17 protein-coding genes are annotated in these 15,548 nt (G+C 37.9%); 10 read left to right on the top strand and 7 right to left on the bottom strand.

The features are described from left to right. Nucleotides 1-7: 7 nt before the first annotated feature. The 3 genes from mutS to BUA76_RS11975 form a co-directional block, all read right to left on the bottom strand. Nucleotides 8-2,593, bottom strand: coding sequence for a DNA mismatch repair protein MutS (gene mutS, locus BUA76_RS11985; RefSeq protein ID WP_072885040.1), 2,586 nt, complete (start codon nucleotides 2,591-2,593; stop codon nucleotides 8-10). Between the two features lie 145 nt (nucleotides 2,594-2,738). After that, a complete protein-coding gene (locus BUA76_RS11980) occupies nucleotides 2,739-3,032 on the bottom strand; it encodes a hypothetical protein (protein WP_228408487.1) in 294 nt (97 codons plus the stop codon). 153 nt (nucleotides 3,033-3,185) lie between these two features. Next, the gene (locus BUA76_RS11975) at nucleotides 3,186-4,055 is read right to left on the bottom strand and encodes a cupin-like domain-containing protein (protein WP_072885038.1); all 870 of its coding nucleotides are present in this window, start codon (nucleotides 4,053-4,055) and stop codon (nucleotides 3,186-3,188) included. A gap of 397 nt (nucleotides 4,056-4,452) precedes the next feature. On the opposite strand from BUA76_RS11975, the gene BUA76_RS11970 reads away from it, so the two are divergent. From BUA76_RS11970 to BUA76_RS11925, 10 genes are all read left to right on the top strand, one after another. Then, nucleotides 4,453-5,334 carry a bestrophin family protein gene (locus BUA76_RS11970; RefSeq protein ID WP_072885037.1) on the top strand — a complete coding sequence of 294 codons (882 nt, stop codon included), beginning with the start codon at nucleotides 4,453-4,455 and terminating at the stop codon, nucleotides 5,332-5,334. Nucleotides 5,335-5,391: 57 nt separating this feature from the next. Further along, the gene (locus BUA76_RS11965; protein ID WP_072885036.1) at nucleotides 5,392-5,922 is read left to right on the top strand and encodes an RNA methyltransferase; all 531 of its coding nucleotides are present in this window, start codon (nucleotides 5,392-5,394) and stop codon (nucleotides 5,920-5,922) included. 185 nt (nucleotides 5,923-6,107) lie between these two features. Then, nucleotides 6,108-6,758, top strand: a complete 651-nt coding sequence (locus tag BUA76_RS11960) for a CBS domain-containing protein (RefSeq protein ID WP_072885035.1) — start codon at nucleotides 6,108-6,110, stop codon at nucleotides 6,756-6,758. Nucleotides 6,759-6,764: 6 nt separating this feature from the next. Continuing rightward, nucleotides 6,765-7,631 (top strand): NAD kinase, encoded by an 867-nt coding sequence (locus BUA76_RS11955; protein ID WP_072885034.1) that lies wholly within the window; start codon nucleotides 6,765-6,767, stop codon nucleotides 7,629-7,631. A 70-nt stretch (nucleotides 7,632-7,701) separates the two neighbouring features. Continuing rightward, entirely contained in the window at nucleotides 7,702-8,772 is a 1,071-nt protein-coding gene (fbaA, locus tag BUA76_RS11950; protein WP_072885033.1) for a class II fructose-bisphosphate aldolase, read from the top strand. Between the two features lie 92 nt (nucleotides 8,773-8,864). Continuing rightward, nucleotides 8,865-9,719 carry an acetyl-CoA carboxylase, carboxyltransferase subunit beta gene (gene accD / locus BUA76_RS11945; protein ID WP_072885032.1) on the top strand — a complete coding sequence of 285 codons (855 nt, stop codon included), beginning with the start codon at nucleotides 8,865-8,867 and terminating at the stop codon, nucleotides 9,717-9,719. A gap of 53 nt (nucleotides 9,720-9,772) precedes the next feature. Further along, nucleotides 9,773-10,285 carry a DUF6973 domain-containing protein gene (locus tag BUA76_RS11940; protein WP_072885031.1) on the top strand — a complete coding sequence of 171 codons (513 nt, stop codon included), beginning with the start codon at nucleotides 9,773-9,775 and terminating at the stop codon, nucleotides 10,283-10,285. A gap of 179 nt (nucleotides 10,286-10,464) precedes the next feature. After that, a complete protein-coding gene (locus tag BUA76_RS11935; RefSeq protein ID WP_072885030.1) occupies nucleotides 10,465-11,868 on the top strand; it encodes a nucleoside recognition domain-containing protein in 1,404 nt (467 codons plus the stop codon). Between the two features lie 2 nt (nucleotides 11,869-11,870). Then, entirely contained in the window at nucleotides 11,871-12,167 is a 297-nt protein-coding gene (locus BUA76_RS11930) for a hypothetical protein (RefSeq protein WP_072885029.1), read from the top strand. Beyond that, nucleotides 12,154-12,546, top strand: coding sequence for a hypothetical protein (locus BUA76_RS11925; protein ID WP_072885028.1), 393 nt, complete (start codon nucleotides 12,154-12,156; stop codon nucleotides 12,544-12,546). Before BUA76_RS11930 ends, BUA76_RS11925 begins: the two co-directional genes overlap by 14 nt. Nucleotides 12,547-12,559: 13 nt before the next feature. Here the strand turns inward: BUA76_RS11925 and BUA76_RS11920 are convergent, their stop codons facing one another. The 4 genes from BUA76_RS11920 to BUA76_RS11905 form a co-directional block, all read right to left on the bottom strand. Further along, nucleotides 12,560-13,441, bottom strand: a complete 882-nt coding sequence (locus tag BUA76_RS11920) for a ferric siderophore ABC transporter substrate-binding protein (protein WP_072885027.1) — start codon at nucleotides 13,439-13,441, stop codon at nucleotides 12,560-12,562. A gap of 34 nt (nucleotides 13,442-13,475) precedes the next feature. Further along, nucleotides 13,476-13,874, bottom strand: coding sequence for an ExbD/TolR family protein (locus BUA76_RS11915; RefSeq protein WP_072885026.1), 399 nt, complete (start codon nucleotides 13,872-13,874; stop codon nucleotides 13,476-13,478). A gap of 58 nt (nucleotides 13,875-13,932) precedes the next feature. Further along, nucleotides 13,933-14,637, bottom strand: coding sequence for a MotA/TolQ/ExbB proton channel family protein (locus BUA76_RS11910; RefSeq protein ID WP_072885025.1), 705 nt, complete (start codon nucleotides 14,635-14,637; stop codon nucleotides 13,933-13,935). A gap of 179 nt (nucleotides 14,638-14,816) precedes the next feature. Continuing rightward, complete coding sequence (locus tag BUA76_RS11905) at nucleotides 14,817-15,278, bottom strand: hypothetical protein (RefSeq protein ID WP_072885024.1); 462 nt, start codon at nucleotides 15,276-15,278, stop codon at nucleotides 14,817-14,819. Between the last annotated feature and the right edge of the window lie 270 nt (nucleotides 15,279-15,548).

Below are 15,548 nucleotides of genomic sequence, written 5' to 3'. Positions count from 1 at the left end.
CTAAATCTTAGCCTCCAATCATTTTTTTGATCGCATTTAATTTCATTAAAGCTTCTATCGGTGTTAAAGTATTGATATCAATCTTTGTAAGTTCCTCCCGGATATTTTCCAGAACGGGATCATCCAATTGAAAAAAAGAAAGCTGCATGTTTTCTTCCGTTACCCTTTTGATGCTTTCTGAAGAGCTGCCCTGGGTACGGCTGGCTTCCAGCGTTTTCAGGATTTCATTGGCTCTGTTCACTACTTTTGCGGGCATTCCCGCCAGTTTGGCGACGTGAATCCCGAAGCTGTGCTCGCTTCCGCCCGGAATCAGTTTTCTTAAAAAGATAATATTGCCTTTATTCTCCTGAATGGAAACATGGAAATTTTTTACACGCTCAAAATTCACCGTCATTTCATTCAGCTCATGGTAATGGGTAGCAAATAAGGTTTTGGCCTGCGTAGGATGCTGATGAAGGTATTCTGCGATGGCCCATGCGATGGAAACCCCATCGTAGGTGGAAGTTCCGCGCCCTATTTCATCCAAAAGGATGAGGCTTCGTTCCGAAATATTATTAAGGATATTGGCAGCCTCGTTCATTTCAACCATGAAAGTCGATTCTCCTGCCGAAATATTATCCGTAGCTCCGACTCTGGTGAAAATTTTATCCAGAATCCCTATTTCAGCATATTTCGCCGGAACAAAACTTCCGATCTGCGCCATCAGGCAGACAATCGCCGTCTGACGGAGAATCGCTGATTTACCCGCCATATTCGGTCCCGTTACCATAATGATCTGTTGAGAATCTTTATCCAGATAAATATCATTCGGAATATATTTTTCTCCTAACGGAAGTGCATTCTCGATAATCGGGTGGCGTGCTTCTTTAAGATCAATCGCAAAACTTTCGTTTAAAACAGGTTTGGTATAGCTTTCAGAAACAGCAAGCTCGGATAACCCAACCGCCACATCCAGCTGCGCAATAATATTTGAATTCTGCTGAATCTGATCCATATAAATGATGGTATCTCCGCAAACTTTCCGGTACAGCTCATTTTCCAAAACCCCGATTTTCTCCTCTGCACCCAGAATCTGGTTTTCGTATTCTTTGAGCTCTTCGGTAATATACCTTTCGGCATTCACCAGCGTCTGCTTTCTGAGCCAGTCTGCCGGAACTTTGTCTTTATGCGTATTTCTTACTTCGATATAATATCCGAAAACATTATTAAAATCAATCTTAAGACTGGAAATTCCGGTTCTTTCAATTTCACGCTGACACATTTCATCAAGGAAGCCGCGGCCTTTCGACTGCAATCCTCTTAACCTGTCCAGCTCTTCGGATATTCCTTCTTTAATCACATTTCCTTTGGCAAGATTCACCGGTAATTCGTCATTCAGGTGATTTTGAAGACATTTGATTAATTCTTCCTGATCATACAACGGATCCAGCCACGCCAACACATCGGCATGAGGATGAAGCAACCCTTTGATTTTATGAATATTAATAAGGCTTTGACGAAGGTACCCCAGTTCTTTCGGAGAAATTTTTTCTGCTGCCAGTTTTCCCATTAACCGGTCCAGATCCGAAATTGATTTCAACAGCTGCGAAATTTCATATTTCAACTGATCATTTTCGTTTAAAAAATCAATTAAAGCAAGTCTTCTGTTGATCTCGTTAACGGATTTTAGTGGTAAAATAATTCTTCTTCTCAACAGTCTTCCTCCCATCGGTGTGGAAGTTCTGTCGATAATATCTAGCAAAGATTTTCCCTGCGAATTGCTTGGGTAGACAATTTCAAGGTTTCTTAGCGTAAAGTTATCCATCATCAGGAAATCTTCCTGCGGAATAATCTGAATTTTCGTGATGTGAGATAACAAATTGTGATGTGTATCTTCAACCAAATAAGCAAAAATCGCTCCTGCTGCGGTAACGGCCAGTTGCTGGTTTTCAATACCGAAACCTTTTAATGAATTGGTTTTAAAATGATTGGTAAGCTTTTCGTAAGCAAAATTATACTGATAGGCCCAGTCTTCAAGCTTGAAAGCACTTCTGTTTTTAATCTGTTCCGGAATCTGAACACTTCTTTGATAAATGATTTCACTTGGATCAAATGTATGAACAATATGTAGCAGCTTTTCCAGATTTCCTTCGCTCACCAGAAATTCTCCTGTGGAAATATCCACCAGTGCAATCCCGAATTTTTCTTTTTCTTTATGCAGGGAAAGCAGAAAGTTATTCTTCTTTGAATTAAGAACCTGATCATTAAAGGTAACCCCCGGCGTAACCAATTCCGTTACTCCTCTTTTTACAATTCCTTTGACCATTTTCGGATCTTCCAGCTGATCGCAGATGGCAACTCTCATCCCGGCTCTCACCAGTTTCGGCAGATAAGAGTCTACGGAATGATGCGGAAATCCCGCCAGTTCGATATGTCCTTCACCGTTGGCTCTTTTGGTGAGCACGATTCCTAAAATTTGAGATGTTCTAATGGCATCCTGGCCAAACGTTTCATAAAAATCTCCCACTCTGAAAAGTAAAAGCGCATCAGGATATTTCGCCTTGATGGTATTGTACTGTGTCATTAGCGGAGTTTCTTTTTTCGTCTTAGCCATTAAAATTCTGTCTTAAAAATTGGTCGGTAAAAATAGGAAATAAAATAGAAGGAGTAAAGAGCTTTGTATTTTTCCCACAAATTTCACAGATTCTCTCGGATGATTGAGCCTATTTACGTTAAATAAATATCGCCTTTATTTGAACCTATTCATTACAATATAAAGTATCAAAATCTACATGTAATTGTGATGAGCCAAAATTATCAATTAATATCCATTTGTAATTTGTAAGTACATATGCATTTCCTTTATCCAATTCTACCCATTCATCAATTCCTTTTGCTGCATTTTTCAAATCCCGCTTTGCAGTTAGACCAACAGGAGCAGCATAATTTCTTTCTTTTATCAAATATTTGCATTTTCCTTCGGAAATCAAAGAATTAATTTCACTTTGCAAAACAAGTTTTGATTTTGTAAGGGTTGTAAGTTCTTTATTCATTTTAATCGGACTATAACGACTTTGACAGTTAAAAAGAGAAATTGAAAATGTAAAAAATAAACTTAAGTAAAGTAATTTCATGATCCTTGTATATTAATTAAATACATTATTGAAATTAAACATAATTATCCGTGAAACGTGAATCCGCGAAAATTATCCTTCATGTTTAGCCAAAGCCTCCGAGCTCTTCTCATACGCCCATTTCTGCTTGTAATTCACCCATTTCGCTTTAAAAAGTTTTCGCATAAACTTATCCGTATACCGCATAACAAATACATGATACAGCATATTGGCAAAAACGGCAGGCTTGTTGGGCAGTGCACGAAGCGACATCGAAAATCCGGGCTCAAGATACCTGTTGAAATGCCAGAAACCTCCCGGAATAAAAAGCGCATCACCATGTTCCATAAAAATTTCGTAGCCTTGCGCATATTTCAACGCCGGAAACTTTTCATAGTCAGGATTTTCGTAATCCACTTCGTAGATCGTATGGACTGACAACGGTACTTTATATAAATAGACAGATTGTTTCTGATCAAACAGCAGAATTCTCTTTTTCCCTTCAAAATGAATATGCAGAAAATCTCCCAAATCCACATCATAATGCATCAGCACATGTGCTTCACCACCTCCGAAAAACAGCGTAGGTAGTCTTTTAAAAAACTTCATGCCCAAATCAGGGTAGGTGAAATTTTTAAGCAGTTCCGGAAGACGGTCGGTAATAATGTAAAAGAAAATACGCAGATCGGAAGGTTTATTTCTGATGGTGTCGATATAATCCTTCATTTTCATGTGGGTGACAGGAGCATCGGAACTCTTGGATGCATCGGCAGGTTTGTTATCATACAGCGGAACATCCTGTTCGCCGGCCTTTTCGCGGATAAAATCAAAGTTCCATTTATCAAAAGCCTCCCATCGGCTTGCAAAATTTCTGATGAGCAGAGGTTTATGCTTTTTAAAATAATTGTTCTGAAAATCTTCTTTGCTGATATCAGTGACAATATCTACGTTTCCAAGAATCATTTGACGTGGTGTTTTTATTTGCGAATAAAAGTAAGGCTTTTTTGAATTTTGATAAAATTTAAAGGTATAATGTAACAGATTTTTATAAAATTGATCCTATGTAAATTTAATATGGCTATAATTTTAAACGCTATGTTCGGTAAGGTTTACCTTGTTTCATGAACATTCTTCCGAGCGCAAGGGTTAAACTTCGTTCGTAAACCTTCAGTTTATGTTCAGCAAATGATAGCGTAAGCCTTAGCTGAGTGAAACGCCCTTGCGCTCGAAAAACATCTTTATACATAAAAATCACTGCGAACATAGCGTTAAATTAATCATCCATTTATTCTGCATCTTCAATATTTAAATAAGGTCAGGATAAAACGAAAATTTTATATTTGTAGCACCAACCGATCGTATGAGAGTTTACAATACCAAACATTTCCTGAAAATCCTTTTCAGCCTTCATAAAAGCGACACCCTGAAAATCCTGTTTCCGACTATGGTTCTGGTAGGATTATATTCCTGGGGAATTGAATATCTTGAGGTAGAATACCTTCATCTTTCTTCCAAATCGCCCATCAGTAATGTAAGCATGATTCATTCTCTTTTGGGTTTTGTGCTTTCGCTGTTGCTGGTTTTCAGAACCAATACAGCTTACGACCGATGGTGGGAAGGCAGAAAGCTCTGGGGAAAACTTGTCAACGATTCAAGGAATTTTGCCATTAAGATCAATACGATTCTTGCCGACGACCGGAAAAATGCCGATCAGATTGCCAGATACCTGAAATTTTTTCCACACTTTCTGGCTAAGCATCTTTCAAAAGAATCTACACGACTTGCTTTGGATGAAGATTATTCTGAAATTGAAGAATACATCAAGCATCACGGTCCCAGTGAAATTGTGATCCTGCTGACGCACAAACTTAATCAGCTTAAAAAAGAAGGTAAAATTTCAGATGTGGAAATGCTTTATCTGGATACGCAGCTTTCGGGCTTCCTGGATGTATGCGGCGGCTGTGAACGTATTAAAAACACCCCTATTCCCTATTCATATTCCTCTTTTGTCAAGAAGTTTATCATTTTATATGTCCTGGCCTTGCCTGTAGCTTATGTGATTTCTATCGGTCTTTTCATGATTCCGCTTACGGTTTTTGTCTATTATGTTTTAATGAGCCTTGAGATGATCGCCGAAGAAATTGAAGATCCGTTCAATAATGATGAAAATGATATTCCGATGGAGACTATTGCGCAGAATATTGAAAGAAGCGTTCATCAGATCATGTGTTCAGAAAAATAACAAATCTGGAAGCATTTAGAAATCGTACATATTTATAAACCATTAATAAAAAATACATTGGTACAGAAATTAAAACTGGAAGAGCTCAACAGAATTGATGTGGAAACCTTTAAGACGGTAGAAAAAATTCCGTTAATTGTTGTTCTGGACAATATCAGAAGCATGCATAATGTAGGGGCAACTTTCAGAACTGCGGATGCTTTCCTTATCCAAAAGATAATCCTCTGCGGAATCACCCCTCAGCCACCGCATCGTGAAATTCACAAAGCAGCACTGGGAGCAACAGAAAGCGTTGACTGGAAATATGAAAATGATATAATCACCGTTATTAATGAGTTAAAATCAGAAGGATTTGAAGTGATCGGGATTGAACAGACAACAGACAGTAAAATGATTACGGATTTTACTATTGATTCTTCTAAAAAATATGCCATGATTTTGGGGAATGAAGTAGAAGGAATCAGCGATGAGGCATTGGCTCATATTGATTCATTTATTGAAATTCCTCAGCTGGGAACCAAGCATTCACTCAACGTGAGTGTTTGTGGCGGAATTGTAATGTGGGAGTTTGTAAAAGCCCTGAAATGAAAAAACTGCATATGCCTAAAAGACAGTGCAGTTTGAAATAAATCTAATAAAAAGTAAAAATGAAAGGCGACAAAGATACCCAATTTTTTGTCACAAACAAATTTTAAAATCATTTTTTTATTTTTTAGAGAAAAAAAGTTTGACATTCGGAAAAAGTTTCGTTTAATTTTTTATAAATTAGCACAATGTTTATCAAGGAATATATCTCAAAAGACTTTCCATGCTTTAGCCTGACTGACTCCATAGAATCAGCAAGAGATACGCTGGAAGCGTTTGGATATTCTCATATTTTCATCAAAAAATCCCACCATTTTTACGGGGCTCTTGCAGAAGATTTTCTTTATGAAGAAGAAGGCACCCTCAAAGACCTTGAGCATCAGATTGAGCGCTTTGCCATTCTTGAAGACAACAATATTATGGACAGCATCAGGTTGTTTTACACCTTCAATGCCAACATTATTCCTGTTATCAACAAAAATGAAAAATACCTCGGCTATATAAGCTGCGAAGACATCTTTCAGGATTTGTCGAAATATCCGCTTTTTTCCGAATCCGGGGCCATTCTCACCATCGAGACCCCTTCCAGAAAATATTCAATGACGGAGATCGCCAATATTGTGGAAAGTAACAATTCCAAATTCTACGGAGCCTTTATCAGCAATATGTCTGATGATGTAATCCAGGTGACCATCAAAATCAGCAATGAAAATCTGAGTTCTATTGATGAAACATTCGACCGGTATGACTATCGGATTGTACAAAAGTATTATTCTGATGAAAAATCAGATCTTCTTCAGGACAGATTCGGGTTTTTCCAAAAATTTATAGAAATATAAAAACCAATGAAGGCAGCCATATATTCCCAGAAAAAAGATTTAGATACCTTTTTATATTTAAGCAAATTCATTTCCGAGCTTGAAAGCAGAGGCGTAAAATCTGTTTTATATGATGAAATGGCTGAAGCACTTCAGTTCTCAAAAATTTTCGAAACCTTTAATTGCAAACAGGATCTTCTGGATAAAGAAGTAGATCTTTTCTTTACTTTTGGTGGGGACGGAACTATTGTTAATTCTTTAACCTTTATTGAAGACCTGGAAATTCCCATTGTAGGAGTAAATACAGGAAGACTTGGATTCCTCGCGAGTTTTACCAAAGAAGAAGCATTTAATGCATTGGATTCCATTTTAAAAGGAGATGTGAAAACCAGCCGTCGCTCCGTTATTGAAGTGACATCTCCGGAAATAGAAGACTTTTTTCCCTATGCGCTGAACGACGTTACCGTTTCCAGAAAAGAAACCACCTCTATGATTACGGTAGATTCTTATATTAACAATGAATTTCTCAACGTGTTTTGGGGTGACGGCGTTATTGTCTCCACTCCTACCGGCTCTACCGCATATTCCTTAAGCAGCGGCGGACCCATCATTTCTCCGAACAACGAAAACTTTGTGATTACACCCATCGCTCCGCATAACCTCAATGTGAGACCATTGGTAGTGAATGATAAGGTAGAAATTAAATTCAAAGTGGAAAGCCGTGTACCACAGTATTCGCTTTCATTAGACTCCCGGCTGATACATATTGAAACAGATAAGGAAATCATCATTAAAAAAGCCGATTTCCAGATTCTTCTCGTACAGCCGAATGATCTCAGCTTTTACGAAACCATTCGTCAGAAGCTGCTTTGGGGTAGAGATAAAAGAAATTAAGAATTAAGCAAAAATGATTACCTTTACAGGAATTTTACAAACCCTAATAATTTATATTAAAAAGTAAAACATGAGCAGAATTTTCCCGGCAGGAGTTGCCACAGGTCAATTAGTTACTGATATTTTTCAGCATGCTAAAGAAAACAAATTTGCATTACCGGCAGTAAACGTAATTGGTTCAAGCAACGTAAATGCGGTTATGGAAACTGCAGCGAAACTAAACTCACCTGTAATTATTCAGTTCTCTAACGGAGGTGCTGCTTACAATGCAGGAAAAGGATTAAGCAATGACGGTCAGAAAGCGGCTATTTTAGGAGCAATCGCCGGAGCAAAACATATTCACACCCTTGCAGAAGCATACGGAGCTACTGTAATTCTTCATACTGACCACTGCGCAAAAAAATTATTGCCTTGGATCGACGGATTGATGGATGCCAACGAAGAATTTTACAAGCAGACAGGAAAATCACTGTATTCTTCTCACATGCTGGATCTTTCTGAAGAATCTTTAGAAGAAAACCTTGAAATTTCCGCAAAATATTTTGAGAGAATGGCAAAATTGCAAATGACTCTTGAAGTGGAAATTGGTGTTACAGGAGGTGAAGAAGATGGTGTTGACAATTCTGACGTTGATAATTCAAAATTATATACCCAGCCTGAAGATGTAGCTTATACCTACGAAAAATTAAAAGCTATTTCAGAAAACTTTACGATTGCGGCTGCTTTCGGAAATGTACACGGGGTTTATAAGCCAGGAAACGTTGTTCTAACGCCGAAAATTCTGGATAATTCCCAGAAATATGTTCAGGAAAAATTCGGAACAGCGGCAAAACCTATCAATTTCGTATTCCACGGCGGTTCCGGATCTACTCTGGAAGAAATCAGAGAAGCTATTGATTATGGTGTCATTAAAATGAATATCGATACGGATCTGCAGTTTGCTTACACAGAAGGCATCAGAGATTACATGGTTAACAATATTGATTACCTGAGAGCTCAGATCGGAAATCCTGAAGGGGAAGAAAAACCGAATAAGAAATTCTACGATCCGAGAGTCTGGGTAAGAAAAGGAGAAGAAACATTCTCGAAGAGACTTGTTCAGGCATTTGAAGATTTAAATAACGTAAATACGCTTAAATAAAATTATTAATGATAAGTGATGTGATAGATAATTAATTCTAATTAACCGTCTTCCATCACTTATCATTTATTTTTCATCAATATATAAACAATATGGCATTCGAGTGGTTTAAGAGAAAAGCACAAAATATTACGACCTCTACTGATCAAAAGAAAGACGTACCAAAAGGTCTTTGGCATCAGACACCGTCAGGAAAAATCGTGGAACATGACGAACTGAGAAGAAACAATTACGTTTCTCCTGAAGACGGATTTCATGTAAGAATAGGAAGTGCGGAATTTTTTGACATTCTTTTTGATGAAGGTAAATTCACAGAACTGGACGCTAATGTTGAAAGCATTGATATTCTGAACTTTAAAGACACAAAACCATACGCAGACCGGCTGAAAGAAGTTAAGGCTAAAACGAAGCTAACCGACTCCATCAGAAATGCTGTCGGAACCGTAAAAGGAACTGAAATGGTGGTTTCCTGTATGGATTTTGCTTTTATTGGAGGTTCTTTAGGTTCCGTAATGGGAGAAAAAATCAGGAGAGCCGTAGATTATTGTATCCAGAAAAAGCTTCCGTATATGATCATCTGCCAATCCGGTGGAGCGAGAATGCAAGAGGCAACATACTCTCTGATGCAGTTGGCAAAAGTTCAGGCAAAGCTGGCTCAGCTTTCGGAAGCTGGGCTTTTATACATTGCTTATCTTTGTGACCCTACTTTTGGAGGAATTACGGCGTCTTTCGCAATGACAGCCGACATCATCATGGCTGAACCGGGCGCACTGATCGGGTTTGCAGGACCAAGAGTTATCCGTGAAACCATCGGAAGAGATTTGCCGGAAGGTTTCCAGACTTCGGAATTTCTTCAGGAAAAAGGATTCGTAGATTTTATTGTGAAAAGAACCGAAATTAAAGATACCGTTTCTAAAACTGTAAATCTGCTTACTGTAAAAGCTTAATTTTTAACGAAATACAACAATCTCTCTCTGATTCGGAGAGAGATTTTTTATTGATGAGAACGTTCAGTATATTTTTCAACACAATCAGGAGCATGAGCCTTAAAAAGATCATGCGTCTTTTGTCGCTTGTTCTTCCTCATCCTCTTTTCTCCTTATTAAGTTTTCATGCGACACTTCAGGCCTATTCCATTGCGCAGAAAAAATTCCCGAAAACAGCTTCTACCAATGGAATTGGAAATGCTTTCAGACATGCTTTATGGTGCTGCTTTATCATGATGTATTGCTGTAAAATTTCCTCACCAGAGAAAGCCCTTTCTTTTTGTAAACGAATGACCGGTCTTCACGAAGAACTGTTTCCCAACAAACCGCTTGAAACCAAAATGGATCTTCACAACAATAAATTCGGGATGGATTATTTCATGGAGCTGCTTCCCGGGATCCATCGCCAGTTTTTCGAAAAAAGCTTTTTTATTGACGGGCTGGAAAAGAAGATGAAAGATGCTAAAGTACTGAAAAATCTGGATGATGATTTTGAGGGATTTCTGGTGTATCTGGATGAAAAATAAATTTAAACCATTAAGGAGAATTAAGGTTTTAAGCTTAATTAAGATAAATCATTCTGATTTTTAGGCTTTCCTTCAATATTCTTAATTTCTTATTGAATCTTAATGGTTCAAAGAAATAAAAGTTTTTTCAAGTTTTACTCATAATTTATTATCTTTTCTAAAATTTTTAATTTAATCAGATGGTTCTAAGCAGAATTTGGTCGGCTTTTATTATTATTGCCATTGCCATTGCCAGTATAAAATACATTTCATCAAGCCATTATAAAACCATATTTAATGATATGGTGGTGGGCAAAGGAGGTGATACGGTGCAGATTGCAACACATAAAATGAACACGCTTTCTCCGTTGGTAAAAGACAGTCTGGCTCAAAAGCCGGATTTTACAGAGAACCGGATTCATTATAAGACCGATTCTTTGCAGCAGGACGTAAAAGTGTACCGCATCCAAGAGGCAGATGGTGTAATCGGAACTTCTGAAACGGCAGTAAAAATTTGCCTTGGATTGATTGGCATCATGACCTTATTCATGGGATTCATGAGTATTGCAGAAAAAGCAGGCGGTATCAATCTATTGAGCCGGTTAATTCAACCTTTTTTCTCAAAACTTTTCCCTGAAATTCCTAAAAACCATCCTGCTTTCGGACATATGCTGATGAATTTCAGCGCAAATCTTCTCGGTCTCGACAATGCAGCAACGCCTTTCGGATTAAAAGCAATGGAAAGTTTACAGACATTAAATCCTCATAAAGATACGGCGAGCAACTCACAAATTATGTTTTTGTGCCTCCACGCAGGTGGGATGACCTTAATTCCGGTGTCAATTATTGCAATCCGCGCTTCAATGGGTTCAAAAACCCCGACGGATATTTTCCTGCCGTGTATGATTGCAACGTTTGCGGCAACACTTGCGGCGATGATCATTGTATCTTTATATCAGAAAATCAATCTTTTACGACCTGTTGTGATCGCTTATGTCGGAGGAATTTCGGCGATTATTGCGTTACTGGTTTTGTATCTTGTACAGTTGAGTAAGGATCAGCTTGATGATTTCAGCAAAGTACTGAGTAATGGTTTGATTCTTTTTATTTTCCTTGCGATTGTTCTTGGTGCAGTCTATAAAAAAATCAATGTTTTTGATGCTTTTATTGAAGGAGCGAAAGAAGGTTTCACCACTTGCGTGAAAATTATTCCCTATTTGGTAGGAATGCTGATCGCGATTTCTTTATTAAGAACTTCCGGAGTTTTTGATGTGATTATTGACGGGATGAAATGGGTAGCCTATAATGCAAATCTTGATGCGAGATTTGTTGACGGACTTCCAACCGCTTTGATCAAGCCGCTTTCAGGATCCGGTGCGAGAGGAATGATGGTCGATACGATGACCACTTTCGGAGCCGACAGCTTCCAGGGTAAACTGGCCGCCGTACTTCAGGGAAGCTCAGATACGACGTTTTATGTAATTGCCGTTTATTTCGGGGCAGTAGCTGTGAAAAACACACGATACACCGTCATTGCCATGCTTCTGGCCGATCTGGTGGGAATTATTACTTCTATTGCATTGGCTTATTTGTTTTTTGCTTAATTATGAAAAATGATAAGCGAAATATTTTTGAAAATTCGGCAGAGTTAATCGGCGGATTACAAATATTTGTTTCTATTTTTTTGATTGGAGCAGCCATTTCGGCAATATATTTTTTGAAGCCCAATAATTTCACCCTTGTTATTGCTATTGTAATTCTTCTTTTAGCAACTGTTATCGGTATAAAATTAGCTTCTAAAATTTATCGAAGCAAAGAAGGAGCTATCCATTTTATATATAAAACAGACTCAAACCCAGAAATTGATAAATTTTTAAATAAAGAAAAAGATGATCACAGATAAAGAATTTACTTTAAGACTTATAAGACAATTAAGCCAGGCACTGGAAAAGCTGATCCTGGATAAGCCTGAAGAAAGTTTAATGCAGAAAGAACTGGATTTCGATTCTTTGATGAGGGATATTTTCAAGGTGAGCTTCACGGAGATTTCTTCCAGAACAAAAGAAGAATTGATTGAAATTGTCAACGAAAGACAGGAAAGAGACCACAAAGATTATTATGAAATGCTGGGCAATCTTTTTTATTTTAAAGGAAAAACAGAAGCGAATAATGACTTTCTTGACAAAGCAAAAACATTTTACGAACTGTATCTTCAGACCAGCGGTATTTTTGCACTTCCGGTAATCAACAGAATTTCAGAAATAAAAAAAGCACTTGAATAAGTGCTTTTGTAAGTTAGAAAGTGATTTTATAAGTTCCGGTAGAAGAAACACTGGCTCTTTCAGCCTTTACATATTTCTTTACCCATGATATGGCATTTGAAGTGATGCACGGATCGGAAGTTCCTCCTGATCTTCTTGCAGACACTACATTTCCGGCTTTATCAACCGTATAAGATATGGTGATTGTCCCACTTGCCGTACAGCTGTTGGCCGGCTGCGCTCCTCCTCTTCCCATAGTTCCCGGTATGAAGCCTACAAGCTTTCTGTCGATCCCGACTTTACTGTCGCCGTTTCCGTCTCCGCCCAAAGGATCTCCTGCATTTCCGATGCCGTCTCCGTCTCCCTGGCTTCCGGCTTTAGTTCCTCGTCCTCTGATGAGATTTCCAATGGCTGCCGTTCCTTTTCCGTCACCATTTCCTGTTTTTGAATTGGAGGTTACCGCTCCGGATTTCTTGGTATTTTTAGCAGCGCTTGTGCTTGCTGCAGATTTTTTAGTTTCCGCTTTGGATTCTTCTTTTTTAGGTACAGTTATTTTCGAATTGTTCCCGGTAATGATTTTTTCTTTTGCTTCAGATTTTTGGGTTTCAGGCTGAGGCTCGGGTTTTAAGACCGTTTTGGTTTCAGGAACTGTGGCTTCTGCAGGATCAGTAACATTTTCCGTTGCTGCTGCAAGGCTTCCCGGCTGGTCGGCAGGCTCTTCTGCTCCGCTCCCATTTCGGTTGTCTCCGAAATTCACTAGCATGGTTGTTATAATTTCAGGCTGCTCATCCAACTCTGGTTTCAACTTATATAAAAAAACAAACAATAAGATGGCAGACCAGATCAGGATAGAAAGCAATGCACTTTTTACCCGGTCTCTATTCTGTTCGTTTTTGTCTATAATATGGCTTCTCATTTTAAAAAGATCATTTCAGAGAGTTTCGGAATTGTTATTTATCTTTAACTGTCGCAATAGCAATATTGAATTTATACTTTTCAGCAATTTCCATGGCAAAAACAACGTCTTTATGCATGGTATTTTCGTCTGCACGGATGGTAAACGATTTATTCGTCTGGCTCGCCAGTTTATTCACGATCGTTTGTTCAAGCTGTGCTTTTTCTACAGGACTGTCGTCTACAAAATAAGATCCGTCCGGTTTGATACTTACCGTTAAAGGATTAGGAATATTATCTTCAACAGCTCCCGTTTTTGGTAATTTCACATCAATGGCACTTTGATTGGCGGCGGATGATGTTACCATAAAGAAGATCAGCATCAACAGGATAACATCGGTCATCGCTGCAAGACTGAACTCGGGATTTGCTTTATTTCTTCTCTGAATTTTCATCTGTTTATTTTTACTAATTTTTAATGATCAGACGGAACCTTGCGGTTTCATATGAAGATTATAAAGGTTTGTTGATAAGATCTAAAAATTCTCCGGACATGTTCTGTGCTTTCAATACAAATTTATCAATTCTTGTTAATAATAAATTGTAGAAAAAGTTAGCCGGAATGGCTACTGCAAGACCTACTGCAGTTTGCCCCAACGCCGTATAAATACCTTCTGATAAAGTTTTGGGCGAAAAAGAGCCGCTTGCATGGGAAAGATTAAAGAAAGCGATGATCATCCCGATTACCGTTCCCAAAAGTCCCAGCATCGGAGCAATACTAGGAACTACCGCCAGAAGATTCAGGTTTTTCTCCATATTAGCGACCTCCACCTGTGCCTGAGATTCCATTGCGCTTACAATATCGGACACCGGCCTTCCCAGCCTTGAAATTCCTTTTTCCAGGATTCTTCCTTCCGGAGAGTTCTGTCTTTTGCAGTAGTCCAATGCAGATTCTATTTTTCCTTCTTTGATAAAGTCTTCAATATTATCCATGAAGTTGGCATCTGTTTTAGAAGTAAGCCTTTTGATAAAGAAAAAACGTTCAAAGAACAGGTAAACGGAAAATACACCCAAAAGGAGCACGGTCACCATGACTATTTTGGCAAAAGCTCCCCCATGAAACATGATTTTCCAAAATGAAAATTCTAAATCTTCCGCCGCCACCGTAGGTGCAGCAACTTGTGCAAACAAAATCTGAGTAAGTTCCGTTATCAGCATTAATCTGTATTTTTATAAGAGTTGTAACGACAAATGTAGTGGAATATTATGAAATGGTATCTTAAAAAAAGCTTAAAACACATTAAAAACTGTTCTTTTCAGCAACAGCAAATTTCTTTCCAAAAAAATCTGAAAAGAAATCTGCTATAAAATTTCGGAGAAGAAGGCGGAGATTACAATTAATCTTCGTCTACTTCTATATCATCCTGACTAAATTCACATTTCAGCCTGAAAGGAATCGGTGTATCGGATCCGGTATAAAAATCATCAATGGTTCCTTTCCAAACTACCTGAAGCTCGCCTTTCTCATTTTTATCAAACAGCAGCTCATTATCGTAGATAAAAGCTTCTTCATCATCAAAAAGATCTACTTCGGTGAAAGTATCTTCATCAGAATCATTAATGGTAATCGTTTTCCCTTCTATTTCCGCAGATTCGATAGGAAAATCAAAAACTTCAAGTGAAAGCTGAGGAAAGTTGTACTGCAGAGAATCATCCTCCACATGATCCAGACCGTCATCCGTGATGATCTCAACCTCTAAAAAATGCTGTTGGTTGCTGTAAACCGCTTTACAATAAGTGTTTCTGATATTGTACTTTAGCGTTTCGTCCGGATGGTAAATTTTTAAAATCCCTTTCATTATTTCTTAAAAAAGAGCTGTAATAATATGATTGTTAAACGTTTTCAACAAAGATAAAAAATAGATTGAACGTGAAAAATTTTTTGAAAATTATTTTTTTAAAATCGTTATTTATGATGATTGTTGAATAATTTTAAGAATACATTATACAAACACCAAACCACAATCATTCCGGATAATTATAGTTTAATCAAATAAAGCCCGGCTTTAAATAAGCACTACCCATGCAGAAATCTTTTACCGCTTTTATACTTTAAATATTTACATTTG

The sequence above is a fragment of the Chryseobacterium takakiae genome, assembly GCF_900129385.1.
Taxonomy (GTDB): domain Bacteria; phylum Bacteroidota; class Bacteroidia; order Flavobacteriales; family Weeksellaceae; genus Chryseobacterium; species Chryseobacterium takakiae.
Note: the sequence above shows the minus strand (reverse complement) of the source record. Positions and strands in the feature narration are given on the sequence as shown.

What these genes read in the sequence shown, in the direction of transcription:
- mutS (WP_072885040.1), bottom strand. Translation starts at nt 2,593, where the DNA reads ATGGCTAAGACGAAAAAAGAAACTCCGCTAATGACACAGTACAATACC.
- BUA76_RS11980 (WP_228408487.1), bottom strand. Translation starts at nt 3,032, where the DNA reads ATGAATAAAGAACTTACAACCCTTACAAAATCAAAACTTGTTTTGCAA.
- BUA76_RS11975 (WP_072885038.1), bottom strand. Translation starts at nt 4,055, where the DNA reads ATGATTCTTGGAAACGTAGATATTGTCACTGATATCAGCAAAGAAGAT.
- BUA76_RS11970 (WP_072885037.1), top strand. Translation starts at nt 4,453, where the DNA reads ATGAGAGTTTACAATACCAAACATTTCCTGAAAATCCTTTTCAGCCTT.
- BUA76_RS11960 (WP_072885035.1), top strand. Translation starts at nt 6,108, where the DNA reads ATGTTTATCAAGGAATATATCTCAAAAGACTTTCCATGCTTTAGCCTG.
- BUA76_RS11955 (WP_072885034.1), top strand. Translation starts at nt 6,765, where the DNA reads ATGAAGGCAGCCATATATTCCCAGAAAAAAGATTTAGATACCTTTTTA.
- fbaA (WP_072885033.1), top strand. Translation starts at nt 7,702, where the DNA reads ATGAGCAGAATTTTCCCGGCAGGAGTTGCCACAGGTCAATTAGTTACT.
- accD (WP_072885032.1), top strand. Translation starts at nt 8,865, where the DNA reads ATGGCATTCGAGTGGTTTAAGAGAAAAGCACAAAATATTACGACCTCT.
- BUA76_RS11940 (WP_072885031.1), top strand. Translation starts at nt 9,773, where the DNA reads ATGAGAACGTTCAGTATATTTTTCAACACAATCAGGAGCATGAGCCTT.
- BUA76_RS11935 (WP_072885030.1), top strand. Translation starts at nt 10,465, where the DNA reads ATGGTTCTAAGCAGAATTTGGTCGGCTTTTATTATTATTGCCATTGCC.
- BUA76_RS11930 (WP_072885029.1), top strand. Translation starts at nt 11,871, where the DNA reads ATGAAAAATGATAAGCGAAATATTTTTGAAAATTCGGCAGAGTTAATC.
- BUA76_RS11925 (WP_072885028.1), top strand. Translation starts at nt 12,154, where the DNA reads ATGATCACAGATAAAGAATTTACTTTAAGACTTATAAGACAATTAAGC.
- BUA76_RS11920 (WP_072885027.1), bottom strand. Translation starts at nt 13,441, where the DNA reads ATGAGAAGCCATATTATAGACAAAAACGAACAGAATAGAGACCGGGTA.
- BUA76_RS11915 (WP_072885026.1), bottom strand. Translation starts at nt 13,874, where the DNA reads ATGAAAATTCAGAGAAGAAATAAAGCAAATCCCGAGTTCAGTCTTGCA.
- BUA76_RS11910 (WP_072885025.1), bottom strand. Translation starts at nt 14,637, where the DNA reads ATGCTGATAACGGAACTTACTCAGATTTTGTTTGCACAAGTTGCTGCA.
- BUA76_RS11905 (WP_072885024.1), bottom strand. Translation starts at nt 15,278, where the DNA reads ATGAAAGGGATTTTAAAAATTTACCATCCGGACGAAACGCTAAAGTAC.